Genomic DNA, 26,238 nt, shown 5'->3' with positions numbered 1-26,238 from the left:
GTCGATGCTGCCAGGCGGGTTGTGCAACACCGCCCCGAGGGGCACCATACCAACCCCGGACTCCAGTTATGACTGGTAGAGCTTTGGGGAGCACGTCATAGACTACCGGCCCACTCCCGGCCATCGTCCCAAGTCTGACACGCTAGAAGGGAAGGCTCTTCCGGAAGTCACCCGCCGGCTACCCACTGGAAGGTACGCTATCGAAAGAGCAGCGACGCGTAGCTGCAAGAGTAGAAACACGAGCCATTATCGATGGCGTGGGCGTAGGCGTCTTTTATCCTATCGAGCCCCATAAGGGTCGATACCATCACGAACAACGTCGATCTTCGCTATCAGGACTCCGGGAATCCCTTTGCGCGTATGTAAACAACTAGGTTGTCTCGCCTGACTTCGAATGTGCCGAGTTTCTCGATCAACGTCACCAGCTTCGAACAACCGTAAGTTCTAGGATCGAAGTCAGGCATCAGCGCGCAAACGCGCGCGCCGACTGCCCCGAGAGAGTACCAGCCATTCATATCTTCCAGTTGGCTCAACGCGGTCCGGATGTGGCCGGCGGCAGCGCTAGGAGGCTGCTTCGACGATGCAGGCTCTGCCGCTGCCGTGTTCTCAACCGAAGGTAGGGGCGTCTCCGGCTTCACCACCGGAGCAAGGTTCTCTGTGTAGATGAAGCGCTTGCACGCCTTCCGAAAGCTCTCCGGCGTTTTTCGCTCGCCGAAGCCGTAGACATCAACGCCCTGTTCGCGAATGCGGGAAGCCAACCTCGTGAAGTCGCTGTCTGATGAGACGAGGCAGAAGCCATCAAAGCGACCCGTGTGAAGCAGGTCCATCGCATCGATGACCAGGGCGATGTCGGACGCATTCTTCCCCGTTGTGTTTGCGAAGTTCTGGTGAGGCACGATGGCGTAGGAGGACAGAACGTCGGACCACCCTTTCAACCGCATGCCCGAGAAATCGCCGTAGATGCGGCGGACGCTCGCCTCGCCGATGGACGCCACCTCCTCAAACAGCCCCTGCAGGACCCGCGGCGATGCGTTGTCGGCATCGATCAGGATCGCGAGCTTCAGAGGACGGTCATGTTCACTTGCCATGCCGCGTCTTAGAAGCGTCGAACTAACGACCGGTTTCGATTGTGCGCGCATAATCAATGCGACGGTCAGGTGCCCTTACTGGCGCTGGTCCATCCTACTGAAAGACGTCCCAGCGAGGACCCACGTGGGCTCCCAAGCCAAAGCGCTTTCGCTTCAGTCGCCGCCGTTTCCCTTGTGGAAGTGCCATAAAGAAGGTGGTGCCGCTTACAGGACTCGAACCTGTGACCCCCGCATTACGAATGCGATGCTCTACCAGCTGAGCTAAAGCGGCACGGCGCTCTGGCGAGCGCGCTGGAAGCGGGCGCCTAGCAGGGGTTGCCGCATGGCGCAAGTGGCCGTCGCGGCGGGCATGTGTTGCGGCGTATTTACGCCCTCTTTACCATGGTCGGGGCACAATGATGGTCGGACAACAGGTCCAAAGGGATGGTGGCATGGATATCCGCGGCGTGGATCGGTCTGGCGCAGATCGGGGCAATGATCCCACCGATGGCGGGATCGGCGAAGCGACGATCGCGATCGGCGCTGATGAGCGGCGCATGCATGTGCGCGCCTACAATCACTGGGTGTCGCTGCTGAAGGGTAGCGCCTATCCGCTGATCGATGCGCTCGATCCGGCCGGCAACATGGATTTCGGCGCGCATGGCGTGCTTCTGGATTTTACCAGCGGGCTCGATGATCCCGTCATCACCTTCCTGGGCGACGCGCTGCGTGAGGAATGCGGCGTCGACCGCGCGATCACCCGAATCGGCCAGGTGCCGGCGCGCTCGCTGCTGTCGCGCCTGACCGACCATTATCTGAAGATCATCGCGAACCGCGCGCCGATCGGCTTCGAGGCCGAATTCGTCAGCACGCGCGGCCACAACACGCTGTATCGTGGCATCCTGATGCCCTTCTCCTCCAACGGCGACACGATCGATTTCGTGTACGGCGTGATCAACTGGAAGGAGATCGTCGGCGCCGAGGAGCAGGCGATGCTCGCCGCGGAGCTCGACGCCGCCGTGCGATCGGCGCCGCGCCACGAGGTGATCGGTGCTGTGTGGGCGGACGGGCCGGGTGCCTCGCGTGGCGGCGAGATGGAGGCGACGGCCACTCGCGCGCCGCTCGCGACGCTGGCGCTCGATCTTCCTTCCGCCGCGGACCAGATGGTCGTGCTGCTGGCCAAGGCGCGCGGTGATGGCATGTTCGACGTGGTCGGCGGCGTGGGCGATGACGCCGACCTGATCGGCCGCGTGTCGGCGGCGATCGGCTGAGCTTTCCTCCCGAAGCTGTTGATAACGCCTTTAGCGGCTTAACTGGGGTTGAGCCATTCGGCGGGGCGGCGCATAGGCCCGGCCATGTCGAAAGCTTCGATGAAGGCGCTGACGCAAGCGCTAGCCGAGCAGCTCACAAAGGGCGCTCTCCCCGGGGAACTGGACGGGTTCGGTCCTGACGAGCAGATGGAGGCGGCCGCCTTCCTTGCCGCGACCGCGCAGACCCGCGCGGCGGGGACTGCGGCGGTCACGCTGGAGCAGCTGCCGGGCGAGGGTCCGCAACGGCGGATGCGGCTGGCCATCGTCAATGACGACATGCCCTTCCTGGTCGATTCCATCGCCGCGATGATCGGCGCGCATGGACTGGCGATCGACCGGATCATTCACCCGGTGGTGCCGGTGCGGCGCGACGCCGATGGCGTGCTGGAAAGCGTGGACGACGCGGGCAACCGCGAATCCATGATCTATATCGAAACCGAGCGTGCCGATGCGCGCGAGCGACGTGAACTGGTAGACGATCTGACGGCCGCGCTGGCCGATGTACGAGCAGCAGTGGCCGATTGGCGCCGCATGCAGGCAACGCTGGCGGCCGACGCCGCCAGCATCGAGGATACCGGCGGCGATTCGGAAGGCGCCGCGCTGATCCGCTGGTTCCTGGACCGACATTTCACTCTGCTGGGCCACGAACGCTGGCTGGCGGACGGCGGCACCGATGGCGAGCCGCTGGGCATCAGCCGTAACGATCATGAGCCGCCGCTGCTGGCGGAGCGATCGCGGCGCTTGGCGATGGACTATTTCACCAGCGGCAAATCAGCGCCGCTGATGCTGAAATCCAGCCTGCTGTCGCCGGTGCACCGGCGTGTGCCGCTTGACCTGATGGTGGTCCCGATCCGGCGCGGCGCGGCGGTTATCGGCCTGTCGATCCATGCCGGCCTGTGGACGTCGGCTGCGCTCAACGCGCCGCCGCGCAGCGTGCCCGTTCTGCGGCAGCGATTGTCCGACCTGGAGGCAAAGCTGGGCTTCGATCCGCTCGGCCACACCGGCAAGGCATTGACCCATGCGCTGGCGACGCTGCCGCATGATCTGGTCACCGCCGTGGCGGCGGAATCGGTGGAGGAACTGGCGCTCGCGGCGATGAGCCTTGCCGATCGGCCACGGCCGAAGCTGGTGCTGGTCCGCTCGGCGCTGGGGCGGCATCTGTTCGCCTTCGCCTGGGTGCCGCGCGACGATCTGTCGACCGCCCGCCGAGTCGCGATCGGTGACATGCTGGCGGAGGCGGCGAACGGGTCGATCCTGAACTGGTCGATCGCGCTGGAGGACGGCCACGTCGCGCTGCTCCGCTACACGATCGACCTGCGCCAGGCAGGTGTCGTTCCCGACGTCGCCCCGCTCGACATCCGGCTCGAGAAGATGGTGCGCGGCTGGGAGCGTGATGTGGAGGCCGCGCTGGCCGAGCGGATCGCCCCTGCGCGGGCGGCCCGGCTCGCCATCCGGTGGGCCGGTGCCTTCCCGCCCAACTACCGTAACCTGTCGACCGCGGAGGAAGCGGCGGAGGACGTGCTGCGCGTCTCCGATCTGGCGGACGAGCACGACCGTGGGGTGCACATCTATCCACCGGCACCCGGCGACGATCACCGGCTGAAGATCTACAAGTCGCACGGCGCGCTTTCGCTTTCCGAGGCCGTGCCGGTGCTGGAGAATTTCGGCTACCGCGTCATCGGCGAGCTGCCGACCCGCCTGCGCGACGACAGCGACAGCTTCGTTCACGACTTCATGGTCCAGCCGCAGGGCGATGTCGCGAACATCGATCGAGCGGTGCTGGAAGGTGCGATCACCGCGGTGCTGAAGGGCGCGGCCGAGAATGATGCGTTCAACCGGCTGATGCTGGTGGCGGGCCTGACCCCGTCGGCCGTGCTGCTGTACCGCGCCTGGTTCCGCTATCTGCGGCAGGCGGGCATGGCTTACGGCCTGACGACGGTGGCCGACGCGCTGGGCCGGGCACCCGTGCTGGCGAAGGCGCTGATCGATCGCTTCACGCTGGCGCATGATCCCGCCGCGACTGGCGATGTCGAGGCGATCGACGCGGAGATTGCCGCCGGTCTCGACGCGATCGTGGCGATCGACGACGATCGTATCCTGCGCGCGTTCAAGGCAGTGATCGCGGCAACGCTGCGCACCAACGCCTTTGCGCCGGCAGCGGCCGAGGCGCTCGCGTTCAAGCTCGACAGCAGCCGTATTCCGGGTCTCCCGGCGCCGCTGCCGTGGCGCGAAGTGTGGGTCTATTCGCCGCGGGTGGAGGGTATCCACCTGCGTTCCGGCCCGGTCGCGCGTGGCGGCCTGCGCTGGTCCGACCGGCGCGACGACTTCCGCACCGAGATCCTGGGTCTGATGAAGGCGCAGCGGGTGAAGAATGCCGTCATCGTGCCGACCGGCGCGAAGGGTGGCTTCTATCCAAAGCAGCTGCCCAACCCGGCGGCGGACCGCGATGCATGGCTGGCGGAAGGCACCGAAAGCTACCGCATCTTCATCCGCACGCTGCTGTCGATCACCGACAACATCGTGGCCGGCAAGGTGGTGCATCCCGAGGGCGTGCGCGTCCATGACGGCGAGGATCCGTATTTCGTCGTCGCCGCCGACAAGGGCACCGCGACCTTCAGCGACGTTGCCAATGCGATCGCGCAGGAACGTGGCTTCTGGCTGGGCGACGCTTTCGCCAGCGGCGGCAGCCACGGCTATGACCACAAGGCGATGGGCATCACGGCGCGCGGCGCCTGGATATCGGTGCAGCGGCACTTCGCGGAGCGCGGCGTCGACGTGCAGAGCCAGTCGATCCGCGTGGTCGGCTGCGGCGACATGTCGGGCGACGTGTTCGGCAACGGCATGCTGCTGTCGAAAACGCTGAAGATCGTGGCGGCGTTCGATCACCGGCACATCTTCCTTGATCCCGATCCCGATCCGGCAGCCAGCTGGGCAGAGCGGGACCGGCTGTTCAAGCTGCCACGATCGAGCTGGGAGGATTACGACAAGGGTCTGATCTCGGCCGGCGGCGGTGTCTTCTCGCGCAACGCCAAGACGATCCGCCTGACGCCCGAGGTAAAGGCCGCGCTCGACATCACCGTCGACGAGATTGATCCGACGGCGCTGATCTCGGCGATCCTGAAGGCGCCCGTCGACCTTATCTGGTTCGGCGGCATCGGCACCTATGTGAAGGCCGCGGCGGAGAACAATGCCACCGTCGGTGACCCTGCCAATGATCGGCTGCGCGTCGATGCGGAGGATCTGCGCGCGACGGCGATCGGCGAGGGGGCCAATCTTGGCGTCACACAGGCCGCGCGTATCGCGTTTGCGGCCAAGGGTGGCCGGATCAACACCGACTTCATCGACAATTCGGCCGGCGTCGATTGTTCGGATAACGAGGTGAACATCAAGATCGCGCTGAACCGCGAGATGGCCGAAGGGCGCCTGACGTTCGACGATCGCAACACGCTGCTGGGTGCAATGACCGACGATGTCGCGCACCTCGTGCTGGAGGATAACCGCCTCCAGACGCTAGCATTGTCGATCGCCGAGCGCGGCGGCGTGCGCGCCATTCCCAGCTACGTCCGCGCGATCGAGATCTTCGAAGCGGCAGGCCGGCTGGACCGCCGCGTCGAGGGGCTGGCCGCGAATGCCGACCTGCTGCGGCGCGCGGCCGAAGGCGCCGGGCTGACCCGCCCGGAGCTGGCGGTGCTTCTGTCGACGGCGAAGCTCGCGCTTCAGGATGCGATCGAACAGGCAGGGCTGGGCGCGGACGCGCTGCTCGAGCCGGATCTGCGTGCCGCCTTCCCGGCGGCGATGCAGGAGCAGTTCGGCAAGGCGATCGACGAGCATCAGCTGCGCGGTGAGATCGTCGCCACGAAGCTGGCCAACCGCATGGTGAACCGCATCGGCCTGCTCAATCCGTTCGAGCTGGCGGAAGAGGAGGGCGCGGCGCTCAGCGACGTGGCGGCCATGTTCGTTGTCGTGGAACGGTTGTTTGACCTGGGCACGCTGTGGCGCGACATCGAGACCACGGCTATGTCGGAGGACGGCCGCCTCGCGCTGTTCGAAGGTGTGGCGCGTGCCGTCCGGTCACAGATCGCCGACCTGCTGCGCGTGGTCGATCCGGGTACGCTGCCCGGCGACGTGCTTCAGCGGATCGGCGGCGGCGTCGCCAAGCTGGAGGGACAGGCCGGCGAACTGCTGCTGCAGGAGGCGCGCGCCGCCAGTGCACGGATGGCGGAATCACTGGCGGCAGTGGGTGCGCCTGCCACGCTGGCGGCGCGGGTCGTCCGGTTGCACGAGATGGACGGCGCGATTGGCCTCGTCGATCTCAGCGGCCGGAACCGTACCGACGAGACGAACCTGACCCGCGCTTACACGCGGCTCGGCGCGGCACTGGGCATCGACTGGGCGCAGGCAATGGCGGCGCGGCTGGTGCCGGCGGACCCGTGGGAACGCCTGCTGGTGGCTGGCCTCGTCCGCGATTTCGAGCAGATGCGGCTCGATTTCCTGGCGCGGGAAGGCCGCAGTGATGCCGACGCGGTGGACGCATGGCTGGCGGAGAACGAAGCGCCTGTCGCCCGCTTCTCCGCGGTGGTGAGCCGTGCCCGTGGTGCCGCTGCGCCAAGCGCGGCGATGCTGGCTCAGGTCGCCAGCCAAGCCCGCGTTCTGCTGGGTCGCTGATCCGCAAAAAAAGCCCCTCCTCTTCGTGAGGAGGGGCTTTTCAATGCCGTGGCAGCATCAAGGGTGCCTGGATGCGCGACATGCCAGCGCACCGTTGCTGATGCGCGGGCGCGTCGGCCCTAGTCGGCGACGCGAACCACCAGCTTGCCGATCGCAGCGCGGCCTTCCATCTTGGCAATCGCATCACCACCGCGGTCGAACGGGAACACTTCCGTCACCTTGGGTGCGATCTTGCCCTCGGCCCAAAGGTCGAACAACTGCTTGATGCTGGCGCGGTTCTTCACCGGCTCGCGCGCGGCATGGGCGCCCCAGAAAACGCCGCGGATGTCGCAGCTTTTCAGCAGCGTCAGGTTCAGCGCGATCTTCGGAATGCCAGCCGGGAAGCCGATCACCAGATAACGGCCCTCCCATGCGATCGAGCGTAGTGCGGGCTCGGCATAATCGCCGCCCACCGCGTCATAGATCACGTCGAAGCCGTTCTTGCCGGCCTTTTCCTTGAACACATCGGCCAGCGCCTTGCTCTCGTCCTTGGAGAAGGGCGCACGGCCGTAGATGATCACATCATCGGCGCCGGCATCGCGCACTGCCTGGGCCTTCTCCTCGCTCGAGACCGCGCCGACGACACGGGCGCCGAATGCCTTGCCGAGTTCAACGGCCGCCAGACCGACGCCGCCGGCGGCGCCCAGAACAAGCAGGTTGTCGCCGGCCTTGATGTTGCCGCGGTCGACCAATGCATGGATCGTCGTGCCATAGGTCAGCAGCATCGCGGCGCCTTCCTCGAACGAGCGCGCGTCGGGAATGGCATAGATGTTGTCGGCCTTCAGCGCGATCTTCTCGACGAGGCCGCCGTTGCCGGTGTTACCCATCACGCGGTCGCCGGGCTTCCATGCGGTCACGCCCTCGCCGACGCTCTCCACGACACCCGACACCTCGCCACCCGGCGCGAATGGGCGGGGCGGCTTGAACTGATATTTGTCCTGGATGATCAGCACATCGGGATAGTTGATCGCGCAGGCCTTCACCGCAACGATCACTTCACCAGCCTTGGCGACGGGATCGGGAAGCTCCCCGATCTCCAGCGTTTCAGGTCCGCCTGGCGCCCTCGACAGCAATGCTCGCATTCGTCTCTCCCGCAATCCACGGACGATGCTCATCAAGCATCGTCTCGTATTTCGAAATCGCGGTATCCCTTGCCAGCGTCAGGCCGACCTCGTCCAGCCCCTCCATCAGGCACTGGCGACGGAATGGGTCGAGTTCAAAGGTGAAACGATCCTGAAAGGGCGTAGTCACGGTCATCGTTTCAAGATCGATGGTGATCTCTTGCGTCTTCGCAACCTCGATCAGTCGGTCCACCGCCTCCTGCGGCAGAACAACGGGTACGATTCCGTTCTTGAACGCGTTGCCGGAAAAGATGTCCGAAAAGCTCGGCGCGATCACAGCCTTGATGCCCATGTCGCCCAATGCCCAGGCGGCGTGTTCGCGGCTGGACCCGCAGCCGAAATTGTCACCCGCGATCAGGATCGGGCTGCCGGCGTAGGCTGGATCGTCGAAGATGTTCCCCGGCTGCGCTCGCACCGTTTCGAACGCGCCGCGGCCAAGGCCGGCGCGTGTGATGGTTTTCAGCCAGTGAGCGGGGATGATGACATCGGTATCGATGTTCTTTGCGCCCCACGGATAGGCTTTGCCTGAAACGGTACGAACGGGCTCCATCAGCGCTGCTGTACCTTCACCAGCGCGCTTGGCTTGGCGATCGCGGTATAGGCTGCGACCCCGCTAAGCAGTGATCCTGCGATCAACAGGACGAATACCTTCTTCATGTAACCAAGCCCCTGTTTTAACCCATCAACTCGCGAACGTCGGCGAGGTGCCCCGTGACTGCTGCCGCGGCGGCCATTGCGGGGGATAGCAGATGTGTACGCGCGCCGGGCCCCTGTCGGCCAACGAAATTGCGATTGGACGTGGAGGCGCATCGCTCGCCCGGTGGCACCTTGTCAGGGTTCATCGCTAGGCACATCGAACAGCCCGGCTCGCGCCATTCGAAGCCAGCGGCGGTGAAGATGCGGTCGAGGCCTTCCGCTTCGGCCTGCCGCTTCACCAGCCCCGATCCGGGGACGACCATCGCGCGCACGCCCGCCGCCACGCTACGCCCCTGCGCGACCGCCGCGGCGGCCCGCAAATCCTCGATCCGGCTGTTGGTGCATGAACCGATGAAGACGTGCTGGACCGGCACGTCCTGCAGGCGGGTGCCCGGCGTCAGCCCCATATAGTCAAGCGACTTGCGCGCCGCCTCTCGCTTCGATGGATCGGCGAAGCTGTCGGGTTCAGGCACGGTGTCAGTGATCGAGACCACATCCTCCGGGCTGGTGCCCCAGGTCAGCGCAGGCGCGATCTGAGAGGCGTCGATCACGACGGTGCGATCGTAGGTTGCGCCGGGATCTGTGACGAGCGTGCGCCACCATGCCACTGCCTTGTCCCAGTCCGCGCCCTTCGGCGCCTTCGGCCTGCCCTCGATATAAGCGAAGGTGGCGTCGTCAGGTGCGATCATGCCAGCGCGCGCACCCGCCTCGATCGACATGTTGGCGACGGTCAGCCGGCCCTCGATCGACATCTCGCGGATAACGTTGCCGGTATATTCGATGACATAGCCGGTGCCGCCGGCCGCACCGATCCGGCCGATGATTGCCAGAATGACATCCTTGGGCGTCACGCCAAAGCCGAGCGTGCCCTCGACACGGACTTCCATCGTCTTGGACGGGCTGAGCAGCAGCGTCTGAGTGGCGAGCACATGCTCCACTTCGCTGGTGCCGATGCCGAACGCGAGTGCGCCCAGCGCACCATGCGCGGAGGTGTGGCTGTCACCACAGACGACGGTGGTGCCGGGCAGGGTGAAGCCTTGCTCAGGCCCGACCACATGGACAATGCCCTGCTCGGCGGCGAGCGCATCGATGTAAGGCACGCCAAACTCCGCGACATTGCGGCGCAGCGCGCTCAATTGTGTCGCGCTGTCGGCATCAGCGATCGGCAGCTCACGCCCCTGATCGTCCACTCGCGCCGTAGTGGGCAGGTTATGATCGGGAACCGCGAGCGTCAGATCCGGGCGACGCACCTGCCGCCCAGCAACGCGCAGCCCCTCGAACGCCTGTGGACTGGTAACCTCATGAACGAGGTGGCGATCGATATAGATCAGGCACGTGCCGTCGCCGCGACGTTCGACGACGTGTGCAGCCCATACCTTTTCGTACAATGTTTGTGGACGACTGGCCATGACGGGCGGCCTTTAGCCGCAGTGGCGCAACAAATGGAAGAGCGAACGGGGCTGTTCTGCACAAAGATTGCGCAGAACGGACCGCTGTTCGCCAGCCAAACGTCGCGGATCAGAGGCCGACGTCGTAGCCAGCAGTCGTTTTCTGCGCGATTTCCTCAACCGTCACGCCCGGTGCCAGCTCCACCAACCGGAAGCGGCTCTGATGGTCAGGGCGCTGGAATACGGCGAGGTCCGTGACGATCATATCGACCACATTCTTGCCCGTCAGTGGCAGCGTGCAGGCTGGGATGAACTTGGGGCTGCCATCCTTCGCCACATGCTCCATCACCACAATGATCTTCTTCACGCCGGCCACCAGGTCCATGGCGCCGCCCATCCCCTTGATCATCTTGCCGGGAATCATCCAGTTGGCGATGTCGCCATTCTCCGCCACTTCCATGGCGCCCAGCACGGTCAGGTCGATGTGGCCGCCGCGGATCATGGCGAAGCTTTGATCGGAGCCGAAATAGACGCTGCTGGGTAACTCGCTGATCGTCTGCTTGCCCGCGTTGATCAGGTCAGGATCCTCGTCTCCCTCGTAAGGGAAGGGACCGATACCGAGCATCCCGTTCTCGCTCTGCAGCGTCACGGTCATGCCATCGGGTATGTTGTTGGCGACCAGCGTCGGAATCCCGATGCCCAGGTTCACATAATAGCCGTCGCGCAATTCCTTTGCGGCGCGCGCCGCCATCTGATTGCGATCCCACGCCATTACTTCGCTCCTTGCATGTCGGTCCAGCGCTTGCCGGCCGGAAACGTGTCGTCCCAGTTGCTGCCCAGGCCAGTGCCATAGACAGGATTGGGGAGGATGAACCAGCTTCTGCCCCAGCGGCCCGCATAGGCCGGCGACGAGGCGGCGGCGCGTCGTGCCGCTGCCGTTCCGTCCAGCGCGTCGGTGAAATCGCCGATCTGGTCGCCGCCCAGCGCCAGAACGCACCAGCGCGCGGCGATGGCACGGCGGCGGCCGTCCTTTGCCGATTTGTCGTTCACATCGCCCTTGAGGAACAGGGTCTCGCCATGGCGGAATGCGCCAAGTCCAACGTTCGCAAGCGCCTCTGCGGTCGGCCCGGCAGATGCGGCGTTTCGGTTGCTGTTGATGATCGGGGTCACACCCATCGCGCGCAAGGACGCAAAGGCACTGGCGGCGCCCGGCGCCGCCGCTATCTTGTCAGCGCCGCTTGCCTCCCACCTGGTCCAGCGTGCGGCGTCGAATGGGGCGCCGGTCACCGCATCGTTATATTCATAGCCCAGGTTCAGGATCGCCGTTTCATCCATGTCGAACACGGCGGCATAGGGCTTGTCACCGCAGGGCGCCGGCGTGGGCGTACCGGCCGAGTTCGGCAGCAGGATGGCGGATTCGGCTGGGCGCCGGCCGGCGACGCGCACCCGAACGTTGTCGACCAGCGCATTATAGGCCTGTTCGCTGAGCGCGGCGGCCTCCGCCGAGCCATAGAGATATTGCATTGCGCCCGGCACCGCGCCCGGCCGTGGGTCGCCGGCCGGCGCAGGCACGGTCGCGCATCCTGCCAGCGATGCGGCAGCGACAAGCGCCAGGATTTTCTTCACGCCGCGGCGCCAGCGGGGCGCGGCCGAGTCATCAGGAACTCGATCTTCTTGTCATAAGGGGCGCCGACGATCAGGCGATTGACGTAGATGCCGGGCAGGTGGGTCGCATCGGGATCAAGACTTCCGACGGGCACGATCTCCTCCACTTCGGCGATGCACACGCGGCCAGCGGTGGCCATCGGCTGATTGAAGTTGCGCGCCGTCTTTCGGAAGATGAGGTTGCCGCTTTCGTCGGCTTTCCACCCCTTGATGATGCTGAGATCGGCATTGATCCCCCGCTCAAGAATGAACTCCTCAGGCCCGTTCGGGCCGTCGAAGAGCTTCACTTCCTTGCCCTCGGCAACCAGCGTGCCGACGCCGGTCTTGGTGTAGAAGCCAGGAATCCCCGCGCCGCCAGCACGGCACCGCTCGGCCAGCGTTCCCTGGGGGCAGAATTCCACTTCCAGTTCGCCCGACAGATACTGACGTTCGAACTCCTTGTTCTCGCCGACGTAGCTGGAGATCATCTTCTTGATCTGGCGCGTGCGCAGCAGCTTGCCGAGCCCTTCGCCATCAATGCCGGCATTGTTGCTGGCGACGACGAGATCCTTCACGCCGGACGCCTGAATAGCGTCGATCAGGCGTTCTGGTATGCCGCAGAGGCCAAAGCCGCCAGCGCAGATCAACATCCCGTCATGCAGCAAACCATCGAGGGCCGCCGCGGCATCGGGATAGAGCTTTTTCATGACACGCCGCCTCTTTTCGCTGGTGTGCGCCGGTTAGCGTCTGGGTGAAGGGGCTTCAAGGCGAGCCGCCCGTCAGGGGGTGCAGAAAAGGCGGCTCCGGGCCGGTCGATCAAGGCAATCGATGCCCGACCGAACGGCACACAGAAGCTGTTTATCAGAACACCGCGCGATCGACGCCCAGGGCGTCCGCCAGATCGGTCAGCGCCTGCGATTCATCGTTCACCTTGATGGCGTGAATGCCGAGCGCGGCCGCCGGCTTGCAGTTGATGCCCAAGTCATCGAGGTACACGCAGTTTTCCGCCGGCTTGCCCAGCGTATCCAGCATCATCTCGTAGATGCGCGGATCAGGTTTGCGAATACCGACCTTGCTGGATTCGATCACGTGATCGAAGCGCGCCATGATCTCGGCAACCTTTGCCGCCTTCTCGGCGCTGCGCGACATGCCGGCACCTTCGCCTGCAGGCACGTTGTTGGTGATGCAGCCAAGGCGATAACCGTTACGCTTCAGCCAATCGAGCGCATGCACCATGCGCGGCCGAATGTCGCCAGAGAGCAGGAGGAGCACATCCTCACCGCGCAGTTCATGGCCCAGCGCCATTGCCTCTTCCGCAAACTTTGCGTCAAAGCCCGTCGCGTCGATCTCCGCCCGTTCGAACAAGGCCCAGGCATTTTCATCAGGGTTGGTCGAGTTGATCTGCCGGATCAGATCATGCGGCAGCCCCCGCTCACGCTCGAGACGATTGAAGGCCTCGAACGGCGAAGAGGTGATCACCCCGCCGAAATCAAAGATGACGGTATCGCGCATGAAGTGGTCCTTAGCGGTGGTGAAGAGAGATCGAAGGGTGGCCAGCGGGTCGCTAACGCGGCGACGCCCCGCTTATTTCCCGCGTGGCTGCGCCGCGAGCCGGGAGATCAACACGGCGCTGCGCAGCGCCTGACGGGGCAAGCTGCTGAGGTCGACCCATTCGCCGACCGCATGCGCACCTCCCCCGGCGACCCCCATGCCGCCCAACGTGACAGCGTCGGCCGCGACAAAGCTGGAATCCGCCGCACCCCTTTTGGCAGGGTCCATCTCCAGCATCTCCGCCAGGCCGAGGTCACGATTGACGCCGTTCAGCTGGTTCATCAGCGCGCGGTTCGCCTCGGTCGGCGGCATTGAGGGATAGCCTTCGAAGAAGCGGATCGATGCGTCGGTTCCGGGCAGGTGACGTGCCACGATCGCCGTCATCGCCGCCTTTGCCTTTGCATCCTGCTGCGGGGTGAGGCTGCGCAGATCGCCTCGCGCCACGGCACGGGCGGGGATTACATTGGTCTTCCCCTCTGCTGTACCTTTAACGCCAGCGTCATCGAGGGCGGCAGGGGTGCCGCCGACGACAACACTGGCATTGTAGGTGAGGTTCGGTTCAGCCAGCGTCCGCCGGAACTCGTCCAGGATCCGCGCCATCTCGTACACCGCGCCATAACCCATCGACGCGTTGAAGATGCCGCTGGAATGGCCGGTCGTTCCCGTCGTGACCAGCTCCCAATTGGTGGAGCTTCGCCGTGCCGTCGTGGCATATTCCTGCGTGCCATCGCGCGCGACATTCTCATATTCCAGCGCGATATCGGCCCATTTTCCGGCGTCGATCAGATCACGTCGGGCGTCCTCCAGCGGGGCGCCGGTCTTCTCCTCATCGCCGGTCAGCACGATCTTGATATCGGCGTTCCGAAGCGTGCCCGCGGCCTGCATCGCGCGCAGCGCCGCGACGATCACGACCAGCCCGCCCTTGTCGTCCCCGACGCCGGGACCGGTGACCCGATCGCCCTCGCGCTGCCAGCCGGTGAACGGGCTGTCCGGTTCGAACACGGTGTCGAGATGGCCGATCAGTAGGATGCGCTTGCCGCGGGCATTCCCCTTGTGTGTCGCGACGATGTGGCCCGCGCGCCCGGTCTTCGTCATATCCACCCAGTCGACGGTGAAGCCGAGTGGTGTCAGTTCGGCGCGCATCATCTCGCCGACCGCCTTTACCCCCGCAAGATTGAGGCTGCCGGAATTCTGCCGAACCAGCTTTTCCAGCAGAGCCTCGTGGCGAGGCGCTTCGCCGGCAACGACATCCTGCATCCGTTTTTCGGGTGCGCTGGTCGCGGCGGTGGCAAGAAGGGCGAGGGCGGAGACGGCGATGCGCAGGATCATGGACGGGGGCTAACAAAGCGGCCGCGCCGTGAACAGGGTGGGTGTATCAATTCGTTGCAGAGGGACCGGTCCATTGAACCGCCGGCTGCGCTGGGTCATTGGAGCCGTGCCGCGCAGGTCGGTGCGGCAGTACGATCGGGCACAAAGCCCGACGCACCGCAGGAGACCGAACATGAATGTTGCCATCCTTGCCGGGCTGTTGCTCGGCTCGCCTCAGGCAGAGGCACACCGTATCGAGATCGACCATCGCGGACAGCGAGTCGAGGTGACGTATCAGGGCACCGCCGACGTCTCGCACAAGCAGATCGGCACCGTGGGCGCTGCCGGGCGCGCAAGTACGCTGCGTTGTGCGTGGCGCGCGAACGTCAGCGTTGCACGTGAGGCGCGTAGCGCCGCCGGGCATGTGCTGGCGCGATCGATCACCGCCGAGGCGCCGATAGCCGGAAGCCGTCCGGGCTGGTGTTCGGGCCAGCGCGACGCCATCGCACAGGAAGTTGCAGCGCGCCGTGGTGAGGTACGCGAACATGTGCTCGCGGTGGCCGAGCGGGATCGCGAGATGCTCGCGCTTGAGCTCGACACGGCCCACGCTGCGGGGCGCAGCTAAATGCGGGCAGTCGGGATCATCACGGCCGCTGGCCTGTGTGCCGCGGCCGCACCCGCCTTTGCCCAGACAGGGTTCGGCGGAAGCGTCGAGATTGCGACGGACGAGCGGCGTCGCGGCATCAGTTGGAGCGATGGAGAGGTGGCGCCGGCAGCTAGCGTGCGCGCCGGCATTCCGTTCGGACTGGATCTGGGCGTGCGGGCCACCGCGACGCGGGGCGATCCGCGGCATGGCGGCGCGGATGCGGTCTTCGACGTCACTGGCGGGTTCACGCGGGACATCGGCGGCGGGCTGCGGCTCGACGGCTTTGTGGCCGGCCACCTGTTCGCCGGAGCCAGAGGCGGGATGGATTATGTGGAAGGCGGGCTTGGTGCCAGCTACGCGCTTGGCCCGGCAGAGATCGGTGTCGATGCGCGTTATGCGCCCAGCCAATCGGCGATCGGCGGCGACAACCTGTGGATCGGCGCGCGGGCCCGTCTCGGCATTCCGGCGACGCCCTTCACCGTGAACGCTTCGCTCGGGCATTCCTCGGGCAGCGTCGATGACTGGCACCGCGCCGCGCGGCTGCGGCCCGGCGGCGACTATACCGACTGGTCGCTGGGCGTCGATCACATCACAGGGCCATTTAGCGTCGGCGTGCTGTATACCGGCACCGACATCGATGATCGCACACTGGCGTCACCGTTCGCCAATCCGCGTCATACCGGCGACAAGGTGAGCGCGCGGGTGGCGTTCAGCTTCTGACATCGTGCGCGGGTCTTCAGCCTGCTGAATGGCGGCTGCATTCCCGCGCAGGAATCGCATCGAAGACCTTTTCTTCCCCGGCCGAAACGGCAACAAAGCTGCAAAACACCGTGGGAGAAGATGAATGAAATCGCCAATCTGCGCGATGCTGGGCGTCGATTTTCCGCTGCTCGCCTTCAGCCATTGTCGCGATGTGGTGGCGGCGGTCAGCCGGGCGGGTGGCTTTGGCGTTCTGGGCGCAACCGGGCACACACTGGAAAGCCTAGAGACCGAGCTCGCGTGGATCGACGCGCATGTCGACGGCAAGCCTTACGGTCTCGATGTCCTGATTCCGGAGAACCTCGCGACGGGTGGGGCGAAGGGGCTGACCCGGGCCTCGATCATGGACAAGGTGCCGGCCGAGCATCGCGCCTTTGTCGGCGAACTGGCGCAAAAGCATCATTTCTCGATGCCGGAGGAGCGTTCCGACAGCAACGCGCCGGCCCCGTTCGACCCCAACCTGGCGCTGGCGATGCTCGATGTCGCGTTCCGCCATCCGATCAAGCTGATCGCCAATGCGCTGGGCGTTCCGCCGCAGGCGATGATCGACATGGGACGCGAGCGCGGCGTTCCCGTCGCGGCGTTGGTCGGTGCGAAGGAACATGCGCTGCGACAGGTGGAGGCCGGGGTCGATATCCTGGTGGTTCAGGGCGGCGAGGCGGGCGGCCATTGCGGCGAGGTGTCAACCATGGTGCTCGTGCCGGAGGTGATCCGCGCGCTGGAGGCGCAAGGAAAGCGTGTGCCGATCCTCGCGGCCGGTGGGATCATGACGGGGGCACAGATGGCCGGCGCCATGGCGATGGGGGCGGACGGCGTGTGGACCGGATCGGTCTGGCTCGCGACGCCGGAGAGCGAATGCTCCGACGTCTTCCGGGAGAAAATGGTTGCCGCCACGTCGCGCGATACAGTGCGGTCGAAGAGCCGCACGGGTAAGCCGTCGCGCCAGTTGCGCTCGGCATGGACGGATGCATGGGATGGGCCGAATTCACCTGGCCCGCTGCCGATGCCGTATCAAAGCCTGATTAGCGAGCCAGCGATCCGCGCCTGTGACGTCGCCGCGCAAAAAGGCGATCCGGCGGCCCGCGACATGGTCACCTATTTCGTCGGGCAGGGTGTGGGCCTGGTCGATCAGGTCCGGCCTGCCGGACAGGTGGTGCAGGACTTCAAGCTGGAGTTTGCCGAATCGGTTGAGCGGATGATGGGCCTGATCGACGGCTGACTCGGCCGGTCGTATTCGGCTGTATCCTCGTCCGGTCGTCAATCTTTGAGTAAGGTGCGCGTTGCCAAGGCTGATTGGCGACGCTGATGCCGGCGTCCGGACGGAGGATAGGGCCCGTATGCGCTTGTACCAGGCAAGCTCATTCATTTTCCCGCGAAGCCTGCAACTGCGGATTTTCGCGGTCTGCTTCGTGTCGACTCACCTGCCGCTCCTGGGCTTTGTTGCCTGGGCGGCGGTGACTCACCGCCTCGACCTGACGGGATTGCTGGTCGTGATCGGGGCGACGGTGCTGGGGCTGGCAATGGCGTTGGCTGGCATCTTCGCATTGCTCGCCCCCATTCACCTCGCGGCCAAGGCACTGGACGACGCCGAAGAAGGACAAGTGCCAAGCGTGCCATTGGTGTCGGGAAACGATCTTGCGGCGCGGCTGCTCGCCGGCATCAACCGCGCGGCGCAGGCGACGGCGGAGCGGATGCGCTCGCTCAATCGGGAGGCTAGCCAGGATCCGCTGACCAGCGTGCTCAACCGGCGTGGCCTGTTGGCGCAACTCGACGCGATGCCGGAGCATCATACGGCTGGTGCGTTGGCGCTGGTGGACCTCGACCATTTCAAGCTGGTCAACGACTTGCTGGGGCACGAGACGGGAGATCGGGTGCTGCACGATTTCGCGCACATGCTGGTTGCCGCGGTGAGGCGGACGGACATGGTCGCACGGTGGGGCGGCGAAGAATTCCTGATCTACTTTCCGGGCGCGACAGAGGCGGTCGCACAGGCCGTGCTGATGCGGATCGCGGAGCGGCTGCGCGCCGATCCGCTGGCGCATGTCGGCGATCGGCCGCTCAGCTTTTCCGCCGGTACCACCGCTGTCTCTCGCTCTACGTTCGAGGAAGCGACACGGCGCGCTGACGCCGCGTTGTACGAGGCGAAGCATCGCGGGCGCGCGCGCATTCTGAGCAGTGCCGAACTGCGCGGCTGATCCGCGCCGTTTTTTAGATCCCGTCCGGAAAGACGGTGTGGCCGGCTGCTTCGAGCGCCGCTGTCAGATCCATGATGCAGGCATCGACCGCGGCCGGGTCTGACGAGCGCACCACGAAATTGGCGCCGGTACGCCCGTCGCGGAAGAAGGGATAGCTGCCGATCGCCACGCCGGCATGGGCCCGCTCCGCGGCGCTCAACAGGTCTGCAATCTCGCTCTCGGCGACCCAGCAGCCGATCTGCCGGCTAACGACGGGCCTGCCTCCCTCAAGCGTGCCGGTCAGCGCGTCGAGCATCCCCGCCGTTATGTTGGGCACACCGGCCATGATGAAAATGTTGGCGACGTGGATGCCGGGTGCGCCCGACATGCGGTTCTCGATCAGGCTGGCGCCTTCCGGCACGCGCGCCATGCGCAGCCGCGCGTCGCTGATACCGCCGCGCGCGGCATAATAGCGTTCCAGCACAGCCACAGCCTTGGGGTGATGGATGACACCTACGCCCAGCGCGGCGGCGATCGCGTCCACCGTGATGTCGTCATGGGTCGGCCCGATGCCGCCGGTGGTGAACAGATAGTCGTTGCGAGCGCGCAGCGTGTTCACTGCCTCCACGATCGCGTCCTGCCGGTCGGGCACCACGCGAACCTCGACCAAGCGAATGCCCTGAACGTTGAGCCATTGCGCGATCTGCGCGACATTCTTGTCCTGCGTGCGCCCGGAGAGAATCTCGTCCCCGATCACCACAAGAGCGGCGGTCCAGATGCGTTCGCTGTTCATGCGGTACGGGCATAGCCTCGCAAAAGTGCGCCCGTCACGCTATATCCGCGGGCATGACCGAATATGTGACCGTGACCAGCGATGCGCCGCTGGGACGCAATGGAGCGATCAAGCTTCATGGACCCGACGCCTTCGCCGGCATGCACGCCGCAGGCAGGCTGGCCGCTGAAACCCTGGACATGATCGTGCCGCACATGGTGCCCGGCGTGACCACGGCGGAGATCGACCGGCTGGTGTATGACTTCATCACCAGCCGCGGGGCGGTGCCGGCGACGCTTGGCTATCGCGGCTACACGCATAGCTGCTGCATCTCGATCAACCATGTCGTGTGCCACGGCATCCCTAGCGAAAAGACGCTGAAGTCGGGCGATGTCGTCAATGTCGACGTGACCCCGATCGTCGATGGCTGGCATGGCGATTCGTCGCGCATGTACCTGATCGGTGACGTGCCGCTGAAGGCCCGGCGCCTGGTTGACGTCACCTACGAGTGCCTGATGCTCGGCATCGAGCAGGCCAAGCCCGGCAACACCATGGGCGACGTCGCCCATGTGATCCAGCGTTATGCCGAATCTCACCGCTATGGCGTCGTGCGCGATTTCTGCGGGCACGGCTTGGGCCGCCTGTTCCATGATGCGCCGGAGGTGGTGCATGTTGGCCGCCCGGGTACCGGCCCCGAACTGAAGCCCGGCATGATCTTCACGATCGAGCCAATGATCAACATCGGCCGCCCCGACGTGAAGCTGCTCGACGATGGCTGGACGGCCGTGACGCGCGATCGGTCGTTGTCGGCGCAGTTCGAGCATTCGATCGGCATTACCGAGGACGGGTGCGAGATCTTCACCGTCTCCCCCGCCGGCCTGCATAAGCCACCCTACTTCTGACCTGACGATAGCGCCGCACCTTTCGGGCCGGCGCCGCCTGGCCGTGATCACCTGTCCATTGTGACAGGTGATCGCCACTTCCCTTCCGAACCAACCTGCGTCAGTCTCCCGTCCAAAGCCTCAGCGAGGGGCGGGGGAGAGGAAGATGCGGCTTGGTTATGCGCTGATCGCGGCGCTCGCGCTGTCTGCGTGCAAGGCGGGGACACCCACCGAGAAAGCACCCGATCGCGCTGCTACCACTGGGGTGGGCAAGGTCGACGCCGCGCTGCTGACTACCGGTGGCGACGGCCGCGACTGGGCAATGGCTGGCTTCAACTATCAGGAGCAGCGCTTCTCCCCGCTGACGCAGATCAACGCCGGCAATGTCGGGCAGTTAGGTCTCGCCTGGTATGCCGACATGCCCGATGCGCGTGGACAGGAAGCGACGCCCGTCGTCATCGACGGCAAGCTCTTCGTCACGGGGCCCTGGTCGAAGGTATTCGCCTATGACGCCGGCACCGGACAGAAATTGTGGGAATATGATCCGGGTGTCGACAAGCAGAAGGGCGTGGAAGCGTGCTGTGATGTCGTCAATCGCGGCGTCGCGGCTTGGAAGGGGCGCTTGTACGTCGGGACGATCGACGGGCGGCTGATCGCGCTGGACGCTGCGACGGGCAAGCCTGACTGGTCGGTCCAGACCACCGACAATTCAAAGCCGTACACCATCACGGGCGCGCCGCGCGTCGTGAAGGGGATGGTGATGATCGGCAACGGCGGCGCCGAGTTTGGCGTACGCGGCTACGTCACCGCCTATAACGCCGCGACGGGCGCGAAGAAGTGGCGCTTCTACACCGTTCCCAACCCGACCGGCGCGCCCGATGGCGAGGCGAGCGACGCGGCGATGGCAAAGGTCGCACCGACCTGGTCCGAAAACGGTCAGTGGAAGCAGTCCGGCGGCGGCGGCACGGTGTGGGATTCGATCGTTTATGACGCCGAGCTCGATCAGCTGTATCTTGGCGTCGGTAATGGCTCACCCTGGAACCACGGCCTGCGGAGCGAGGGGAAGGGTGACAACCTCTTCCTGTCCTCGATCGTCGCGCTGAAGCCCGATACCGGCGAATATGTCTGGCACTATCAGGAGACGCCGGGCGAGACGTGGGATTTCACCGCGACGCAGCCGATCAATCTCGCCACGCTCAACATCGGCGGCCAGCAACGCCGCGTGTTGATGCAGGCGCCCAAGAACGGATTCTTCTATGTCGTCGACCGGACGAACGGGAAGCTGATCAACGCCGGCCAGTTTATCCCCGGCGTCAATTGGGCGACCGGTTATGACCTGAAGTCCGGGCGTCCGATCGAGAACCCGGAGGCGCGCTATTACAAGACGGGCAAGCCGTTCGTGGCGACGCCCAGTGCCATCGCCGCGCACAATTGGCAGCCGATGAGTTTCAACCCGAACGTCGGCCTCGCCTATATCCCGGCGCAGATCGTCGGATCGGCCTATCTCAATCCTTCATCGCCGCTCGATCAAGCCAAGCCGCTCGGTTTCAATGTCGGCCAGGATCTTGGCAATGCGATGTACCCGCGTGATGCGGCGGCGGTAAAGCAGGCGATCGCCGGTGCCACCGGCCGTCTCGTCGCCTGGGACCCGGTCGCCAACAAGGCGCGCTGGACCGTCGATTATGCGACGCCGTGGAACGGCGGCACGATGACGACCGCGGGCAATCTCGTCTTCCAGGGGACGGCCTTGGGCGAGTTCCGCGCCTATGCCGCAGATACCGGCAAGCAGCTTTTCTCCTATCCGGTCGGCACCGGAATCATGGCGGGCGCCTCCACCTTCATGATCGGTAACGACCAATATGTCGCGGTGCTTGCCGGGCGGGGTGGCGCGCTGCCGCTGTCGATCGGCTATGCGATCGGCAAGGCGCGGGACGTGCCCAACGTGCCGCGCCTCTTGGTGTTCAAGCTGGGCGGCAAGGTTCAGTTGCCTGGCACCCAGCCGCAGGATTCGACGCCGGTGACGTTACCCGAGAACAAGGCAACGCCGCAGCAGGTGGCGCAGGGGCAGGCGCTGTTCGGTCGCTATTGTCAGGTCTGCCACGGCGCCAGCGCGGGAGGCGGCGGGGTGCTGCCGAACCTGCAGCGTTCGGCCACGCTCGGCGACCCGGACACGTGGAAGGCGATCCTGATCGACGGGATGCTGAAGGACCGCGGCATGGTGAGCTTCGCCAAGGTGCTGACGCCGGAACAGGCGCAGTTGATCCGCCTCTATGTCATCGATGAGGCGCATTGGGCGCAGCAGAACCTCGCCAATACGACCAAGGCCGTTACGCCCAAGCCGGGAGCTGGCGCGTCGCCGGTTCCGACCGGGGTTCGCTGACGGGACGGCTGCCGCGGCGCAAAGGCGTGCGCGGCGGCAGTGCCTTGGAAAGCAGCAATTTTCGCCGCCTGCCTGATTATTGGGCGGCGTTTCTCGAGGATGCGGGCCGAGTCGCTGCCTTGCCCTTCGTGGCTCCGGCTGGCACGTTCGATGCAAGCACCAGACATCGGGGCGAGGGTTCTAACCAGGGGTGGACGTTTCCGCGTGAAGAAGATCGAAGCGATCATCAAGCCGTTCAAGCTCGATGAGGTGAAGGAAGCGCTGCACGAAGTGGGCGTGTCCGGAATCACGGTGACCGAGGCCAAGGGATTCGGACGGCAGAAGGGCCACACCGAATTGTATCGCGGCGCCGAATATGTCGTCGACTTCCTGCCCAAGGTGAAGCTCGAGGTCGTCGTCGAGGATGGCCTAGTCGAACGCGTGGTGGAGGCGATCGCCCATGCCGCGCAGACGGGCCGTATTGGCGACGGGAAGATCTTCGTCATCCCGGTCGAGACGGCGATGCGCATCCGCACTGGCGAGCGCAACGACGACGCGATCTGAACCCTTTTCAACCAGTCCGGCGTAGAATCGGACTGCCCCGGCATCGAAAAAGTCCTGGCCAGCCAGGAACCCGCAGAGGAAGATCAGAGCAATGGCAACGACCGCCGCAGACGTCATCAAGCGTATCAAGGAAGAAGAGATCGAGTGGGTCGATCTTCGCTTCACCGACCCCAAGGGCAAGTGGCAGCACCTGACCATGGTCGCCAGCGTGATGGGCGAGGACGAGTGGACGGACGGCCTGATGTTCGACGGATCGTCGATCGAAGGCTGGAAGGCGATTAACGAGAGCGACATGATCCTGAAGCCGGATCTGGACGCGATCTACACCGATCCGTTCTCGGCAACGCCAATGCTGATCGTGTTCTGCGACATTCTCGAGCCGTCGACCGGCGAGGGCTACACCCGTGACCCGCGCACGACGGCGAAGCGTGCGGAGGCCTATGTCGCCTCCACCGGGATCGGCGACACGGTCTATGTCGGTCCGGAAGCCGAGTTCTTCATGTTCGACAACGTGCAGTTCGATACGAACTACGCCGAGTCCTACTTCAAGATCGACGATATCGAGCTGCCGACCAACACGGGCCGCGCTTATGAGGGCGGCAACCTGGCACACCGGCCGCGGGCCAAGGGCGGCTATTTCCCGGTTGCGCCGGTCGACAGCGCTGTCGATATCCGCGGCGAGATGGTATCGACCATGCTCGAAATGGGCCTGCCGTGCGACAAGCACCACCATGAGGTGGCGGCTGCGCAGCACGAACTGGGGCTCACCTTCGGCACGCTGACCACCACCGCCGACCGCATGCAGATCTACAAGTATGTCGTGCACCAGGTTGCGCATGCCTATGGCAAGTCGGCGACCTTCATGCCCAAGCCGATCAAGGAAGATAACGGCTCTGGCATGCACACGCACTTCTCAATCTGGGAGAAGGGCAACCCGCTGTTTGCCGGCAATGGTTATGCCGGGCTGAGCGATACCTGCCTCTATTTCATCGGCGGCATCATCAAGCATGCCAAGGCGATCAACGCCTTCACCAACCCGACCACCAACAGCTACAAGCGGCTGGTGCCGGGCTATGAGGCGCCGGTCCTGCTCGCCTATTCGAGCCGCAACCGCTCGGCCTCCTGCCGTATTCCGTACGGCACGGGCGCGAAGTCGAAGCGCGTCGAGGTGCGCTTCCCCGACGCGATGGCGAACCCGTATCTGGCTTATGCCGCGCTGCTGATGGCGGGCCTGGACGGTATCCAGAACAAGATCCATCCCGGCGATGCGATGGACAAGAACCTGTACGATCTGCCGCCGGCCGAACTGGCCGAGGTGCCGACGGTCTGCGCTTCGCTGCGTGAAGCACTCGACAGCCTGCTGGCAGATCACGACTTCCTGCTCAAGGGCGACGTGTTCACCAAGGATCAGATCGAGGCGTATGTCGAGCTGAAGTGGGCCGAAGTTGCACGTTGGGAAATGACCCCCAGCCCGGTCGAATACGACATGTATTACAGCGCATAAGGACCCGGCCGCCGCTCATTCCCAACTGGAATGGGCGGCGGCTAAGTTCCTGATTGTGTAACGAATAAAGGGCGTCCGACAGCACCGGGCGCCCCTTTTCGTGAGCTCGCGGCGGGGGCTAGCCCCGGAACAGTCCGCCGAGTACGCCGCGCAGCACCGACCCCACCAGATTGCCGGACGACTTGCGCCGCGTGCTGCCGCCGAACACTTGCTTGCCGATCTCATTCGCCACTTGCCGGCCGATCGACGAGCCCGCGGCGCGGGTCGCGGAGTCCATGGCGCGGCCCCAGGGCGATGATCCGGCCGCCCGCTGTTCCGCGATCCGGGCCCGTTCGGCGGCCTTCGCAGCACGTGCCTCGTCCTTGGCGCGGATCGCTTCAGCCCTTTTCATGTCACTTTCGGCCTTGGCCTGCGCTGCTGCGGCCGCAGCCTCCGCGCCCTTTGCAGCGAGCAATTCTTCCGCTGACTCACGGTCGATGAGCGTGTCGTAACGGTCGCCGATCGCATCGGTCGTGACAATCATTTCACGTTCGTTGGACGCGAGCGGTCCGACCCGGGTCTGGGGCGGACGGATCAGCGTGCGGGTGACGGGGGAGGGCGCGCCATCGGGCTGGAGGAGCGACACCAATGCCTCGCCGATCTGCAATTCGGTGATCGCAGCGGCAACATCGACGCCTGGATTGGCGCGGAAGGTCTCAGCGGCGCTTCGCACCGCCTTTTGATCGCGCGGGGTGAAGGCGTTCAGCTTGTGCTGGATGCGGTTGTTGAGCTGCCCTGCGACGGCGTCGGGGATGTCGATCGGGTTCTGGGTGATAAAATAGACGCCGACCCCCTTGGAGCGGATCAGGCGCACGACCTGTTCGATCTTGTCGACCAGCGACGAAGGCGCGTCATCGAACAGCAGATGCGCTTCGTCGAAGAAGAAGCAGAGCACGGGACGGTCGGGATCGCCGATCTCCGGCAGCGTCTCGAACAGCTCCGACAAGAGCCACAGGAGGAAGGTCGCGTAGAGCTTGGGCGCGGCCATCAGTTTGTCGGCGGCGAGCACGTTGACGACACCGCGCCCGCGATCATCGGTACGCATGAAATCGGCGAGGTCGAGCGCCGGTTCGCCGAAGAAGCGATCGGCGCCCTGGCTGCGCAATTGCATCAGCGAACGCTGGATCGCGCCGATCGATTGCTTGGAAACATTGCCATAGCGGGTGGTGAGTTCCGCCGACCGATCGGCGCAATGGACCAGCATGGCCTGAAGGTCATCGAGATCGAGGAGGAGCAGACCATCCTCATCGGCGAGGTGGAAGGCGATCGTCATCACGCCTTCCTGCACCTCGTTCAGGCCGAGCAACCGGGCGAACAAGAGCGGGCCCATTTCCGAGATGGTCGTGCGAACAGCGTGACCCTGTTCCCCGTACAGATCCCAGAGCTGAACCGGCCGGTCGTCATAGGCCCAGCTTGTGTCGCCGATCGCCGCCGCGCGTGCGGCAAAGGCGGCGTGTGTCTTGCCCTGCGGTGAGCCAGGCATCGCCAGGCCGGCGAGATCGCCCTTCACATCGGCGACGAAGCAGGGGACGCCGGCGGCGGAAAAGCCCTCAATGATGCCCTGCACCGTCACGGTCTTGCCCGTGCCCGTCGCGCCGGCGATCAGGCCGTGCCGGTTGGCGCGCCTGAGGTTCAGATATTGGGGCGCCTCGCCGCCCTGACCAGCGCCAATGAAGATGCCGTCGCTCATGCTGCCTTCCGATCCTGCCGCGGGGTATGTAGCCCAAGTGCCGGGACGCGCGCGAGCGCCG

General features: G+C 65.1%; 20 protein-coding genes, 1 tRNA gene and 2 pseudogenes. 10 read left to right on the top strand and 13 right to left on the bottom strand.

All coding sequences use genetic code 11. The features are described 5' to 3' along the window. Nucleotides 1-197 precede the first annotated feature (197 nt). The 3 genes and pseudogenes from K0S66_RS07185 to K0S66_RS07175 form a co-directional block, all read right to left on the bottom strand. Nucleotides 198-326 (bottom strand): annotated as a pseudogene (locus K0S66_RS07185) (tRNA preQ1(34) S-adenosylmethionine ribosyltransferase-isomerase QueA); the annotation flags it as partial. Nucleotides 327-332: 6 nt separating this feature from the next. Beyond that, the gene (locus K0S66_RS07180; protein WP_301074654.1) at nt 333-1,088 is read right to left on the bottom strand and encodes an NYN domain-containing protein; all 756 of its coding nucleotides are present in this window, start codon (nt 1,086-1,088) and stop codon (nt 333-335) included. Nucleotides 1,089-1,283: 195 nt separating this feature from the next. Further along, nucleotides 1,284-1,359, bottom strand: a tRNA-Thr gene (locus tag K0S66_RS07175). Between the two features lie 160 nt (nt 1,360-1,519). Here K0S66_RS07175 and K0S66_RS07170 point away from each other — a divergent pair. Both K0S66_RS07170 and K0S66_RS07165 read left to right on the top strand, forming a co-directional pair. Then, nucleotides 1,520-2,140: pseudogene (locus K0S66_RS07170) on the top strand (hypothetical protein); the annotation flags it as partial. Between the two features lie 282 nt (nt 2,141-2,422). Beyond that, a complete protein-coding gene (locus K0S66_RS07165) occupies nt 2,423-7,042 on the top strand; it encodes an NAD-glutamate dehydrogenase domain-containing protein (RefSeq protein ID WP_301074653.1) in 4,620 nt (1,539 codons plus the stop codon). 119 nt (nt 7,043-7,161) lie between these two features. Here K0S66_RS07165 and K0S66_RS07160 read toward each other — a convergent pair whose 3' ends face one another. The 8 genes from K0S66_RS07160 to K0S66_RS07125 all read right to left on the bottom strand — a co-directional run bounded on the left by K0S66_RS07160 (nt 7,162) and on the right by K0S66_RS07125 (nt 14,810). Continuing rightward, nucleotides 7,162-8,163: an NADPH:quinone oxidoreductase family protein gene (locus K0S66_RS07160; protein WP_301074651.1), complete on the bottom strand. Its 1,002-nt coding sequence runs from the start codon at nt 8,161-8,163 to the stop codon at nt 7,162-7,164. After that, entirely contained in the window at nt 8,126-8,752 is a 627-nt protein-coding gene (gene leuD, locus K0S66_RS07155; RefSeq protein WP_301074650.1) for a 3-isopropylmalate dehydratase small subunit, read from the bottom strand. Before leuD ends, K0S66_RS07160 begins: the two co-directional genes overlap by 38 nt. A gap of 124 nt (nt 8,753-8,876) precedes the next feature. Next, entirely contained in the window at nt 8,877-10,307 is a 1,431-nt protein-coding gene (leuC, locus tag K0S66_RS07150; RefSeq protein WP_301074649.1) for a 3-isopropylmalate dehydratase large subunit, read from the bottom strand. 109 nt (nt 10,308-10,416) lie between these two features. Then, complete coding sequence (locus K0S66_RS07145) at nt 10,417-11,058, bottom strand: CoA transferase subunit B (RefSeq protein WP_301074648.1); 642 nt, start codon at nt 11,056-11,058, stop codon at nt 10,417-10,419. Beyond that, nucleotides 11,058-11,912 carry an HAD family acid phosphatase gene (locus tag K0S66_RS07140; protein ID WP_301074647.1) on the bottom strand — a complete coding sequence of 285 codons (855 nt, stop codon included), beginning with the start codon at nt 11,910-11,912 and terminating at the stop codon, nt 11,058-11,060. The genes K0S66_RS07145 and K0S66_RS07140 overlap by 1 nt, the downstream gene beginning before the upstream one ends. Next, nucleotides 11,909-12,637, bottom strand: coding sequence for a CoA transferase subunit A (locus tag K0S66_RS07135; RefSeq protein WP_301074646.1), 729 nt, complete (start codon nt 12,635-12,637; stop codon nt 11,909-11,911). The genes K0S66_RS07140 and K0S66_RS07135 overlap by 4 nt, the downstream gene beginning before the upstream one ends. Before the next feature lie 154 nt (nt 12,638-12,791). After that, complete coding sequence (locus tag K0S66_RS07130; protein WP_301074645.1) at nt 12,792-13,442, bottom strand: HAD-IA family hydrolase; 651 nt, start codon at nt 13,440-13,442, stop codon at nt 12,792-12,794. A gap of 72 nt (nt 13,443-13,514) precedes the next feature. Beyond that, nucleotides 13,515-14,810, bottom strand: coding sequence for a M20/M25/M40 family metallo-hydrolase (locus K0S66_RS07125; RefSeq protein WP_301074644.1), 1,296 nt, complete (start codon nt 14,808-14,810; stop codon nt 13,515-13,517). A gap of 172 nt (nt 14,811-14,982) precedes the next feature. Here K0S66_RS07125 and K0S66_RS07120 point away from each other — a divergent pair, with 172 nt between their 5' ends. From K0S66_RS07120 to K0S66_RS07105, 4 genes are all read left to right on the top strand, one after another. After that, nucleotides 14,983-15,414 (top strand): hypothetical protein, encoded by a 432-nt coding sequence (locus tag K0S66_RS07120; RefSeq protein WP_301074643.1) that lies wholly within the window; start codon nt 14,983-14,985, stop codon nt 15,412-15,414. Continuing rightward, on the top strand, nt 15,415-16,155 hold the full coding sequence (locus tag K0S66_RS07115; protein ID WP_301074642.1) for a TorF family putative porin: 741 nt from the start codon (nt 15,415-15,417) through the stop codon (nt 16,153-16,155). Between the two features lie 124 nt (nt 16,156-16,279). Beyond that, entirely contained in the window at nt 16,280-17,413 is a 1,134-nt protein-coding gene (locus K0S66_RS07110) for a nitronate monooxygenase (RefSeq protein ID WP_301074640.1), read from the top strand. 190 nt (nt 17,414-17,603) lie between these two features. Then, nucleotides 17,604-18,389, top strand: a complete 786-nt coding sequence (locus K0S66_RS07105) for a GGDEF domain-containing protein (protein WP_301074639.1) — start codon at nt 17,604-17,606, stop codon at nt 18,387-18,389. 13 nt (nt 18,390-18,402) lie between these two features. On the opposite strand, the gene K0S66_RS07100 is transcribed toward K0S66_RS07105, so the two are convergent. Next, a complete protein-coding gene (locus K0S66_RS07100; RefSeq protein WP_301074638.1) occupies nt 18,403-19,161 on the bottom strand; it encodes a molybdopterin-binding protein in 759 nt (252 codons plus the stop codon). Between the two features lie 53 nt (nt 19,162-19,214). Between K0S66_RS07100 and map the strand changes: the two genes are divergently transcribed. From map to glnA, 4 genes are all read left to right on the top strand, one after another. Continuing rightward, the gene (gene map, locus K0S66_RS07095) at nt 19,215-20,042 is read left to right on the top strand and encodes a type I methionyl aminopeptidase (RefSeq protein WP_301074637.1); all 828 of its coding nucleotides are present in this window, start codon (nt 19,215-19,217) and stop codon (nt 20,040-20,042) included. Between the two features lie 145 nt (nt 20,043-20,187). Continuing rightward, complete coding sequence (locus K0S66_RS07090) at nt 20,188-22,401, top strand: PQQ-dependent dehydrogenase, methanol/ethanol family (protein WP_301074635.1); 2,214 nt, start codon at nt 20,188-20,190, stop codon at nt 22,399-22,401. Between the two features lie 204 nt (nt 22,402-22,605). Continuing rightward, a complete protein-coding gene (locus K0S66_RS07085) occupies nt 22,606-22,944 on the top strand; it encodes a P-II family nitrogen regulator (protein WP_301074633.1) in 339 nt (112 codons plus the stop codon). A 91-nt stretch (nt 22,945-23,035) separates the two neighbouring features. Next, the gene (glnA, locus tag K0S66_RS07080; RefSeq protein ID WP_301074632.1) at nt 23,036-24,448 is read left to right on the top strand and encodes a type I glutamate--ammonia ligase; all 1,413 of its coding nucleotides are present in this window, start codon (nt 23,036-23,038) and stop codon (nt 24,446-24,448) included. Between the two features lie 118 nt (nt 24,449-24,566). On the opposite strand, the gene K0S66_RS07075 is transcribed toward glnA, so the two are convergent. Then, the gene (locus K0S66_RS07075; RefSeq protein ID WP_301074631.1) at nt 24,567-26,177 is read right to left on the bottom strand and encodes a helicase HerA-like domain-containing protein; all 1,611 of its coding nucleotides are present in this window, start codon (nt 26,175-26,177) and stop codon (nt 24,567-24,569) included. Nucleotides 26,178-26,238 lie beyond the last annotated feature (61 nt).

It is taken from the genome of Sphingomonas sp., assembly GCF_029239295.1.
In the GTDB taxonomy this organism is placed as follows: domain Bacteria; phylum Pseudomonadota; class Alphaproteobacteria; order Sphingomonadales; family Sphingomonadaceae; genus Sphingomonas.
This window is presented reverse-complemented; position numbering and strand designations above follow the sequence as displayed.

What these genes read in the sequence shown, in the direction of transcription:
- K0S66_RS07180 (WP_301074654.1), bottom strand. Translation starts at nt 1,088, where the DNA reads ATGGCAAGTGAACATGACCGTCCTCTGAAGCTCGCGATCCTGATCGAT.
- K0S66_RS07165 (WP_301074653.1), top strand. Translation starts at nt 2,423, where the DNA reads ATGTCGAAAGCTTCGATGAAGGCGCTGACGCAAGCGCTAGCCGAGCAG.
- K0S66_RS07160 (WP_301074651.1), bottom strand. Translation starts at nt 8,163, where the DNA reads ATGCGAGCATTGCTGTCGAGGGCGCCAGGCGGACCTGAAACGCTGGAG.
- leuD (WP_301074650.1), bottom strand. Translation starts at nt 8,752, where the DNA reads ATGGAGCCCGTTCGTACCGTTTCAGGCAAAGCCTATCCGTGGGGCGCA.
- leuC (WP_301074649.1), bottom strand. Translation starts at nt 10,307, where the DNA reads ATGGCCAGTCGTCCACAAACATTGTACGAAAAGGTATGGGCTGCACAC.
- K0S66_RS07145 (WP_301074648.1), bottom strand. Translation starts at nt 11,058, where the DNA reads ATGGCGTGGGATCGCAATCAGATGGCGGCGCGCGCCGCAAAGGAATTG.
- K0S66_RS07135 (WP_301074646.1), bottom strand. Translation starts at nt 12,637, where the DNA reads ATGAAAAAGCTCTATCCCGATGCCGCGGCGGCCCTCGATGGTTTGCTG.
- K0S66_RS07130 (WP_301074645.1), bottom strand. Translation starts at nt 13,442, where the DNA reads ATGCGCGATACCGTCATCTTTGATTTCGGCGGGGTGATCACCTCTTCG.
- K0S66_RS07125 (WP_301074644.1), bottom strand. Translation starts at nt 14,810, where the DNA reads ATGATCCTGCGCATCGCCGTCTCCGCCCTCGCCCTTCTTGCCACCGCC.
- K0S66_RS07120 (WP_301074643.1), top strand. Translation starts at nt 14,983, where the DNA reads ATGAATGTTGCCATCCTTGCCGGGCTGTTGCTCGGCTCGCCTCAGGCA.
- K0S66_RS07115 (WP_301074642.1), top strand. Translation starts at nt 15,415, where the DNA reads ATGCGGGCAGTCGGGATCATCACGGCCGCTGGCCTGTGTGCCGCGGCC.
- K0S66_RS07110 (WP_301074640.1), top strand. Translation starts at nt 16,280, where the DNA reads ATGAAATCGCCAATCTGCGCGATGCTGGGCGTCGATTTTCCGCTGCTC.
- K0S66_RS07100 (WP_301074638.1), bottom strand. Translation starts at nt 19,161, where the DNA reads ATGAACAGCGAACGCATCTGGACCGCCGCTCTTGTGGTGATCGGGGAC.
- map (WP_301074637.1), top strand. Translation starts at nt 19,215, where the DNA reads ATGACCGAATATGTGACCGTGACCAGCGATGCGCCGCTGGGACGCAAT.
- K0S66_RS07090 (WP_301074635.1), top strand. Translation starts at nt 20,188, where the DNA reads ATGCGGCTTGGTTATGCGCTGATCGCGGCGCTCGCGCTGTCTGCGTGC.
- glnA (WP_301074632.1), top strand. Translation starts at nt 23,036, where the DNA reads ATGGCAACGACCGCCGCAGACGTCATCAAGCGTATCAAGGAAGAAGAG.
- K0S66_RS07075 (WP_301074631.1), bottom strand. Translation starts at nt 26,177, where the DNA reads ATGAGCGACGGCATCTTCATTGGCGCTGGTCAGGGCGGCGAGGCGCCC.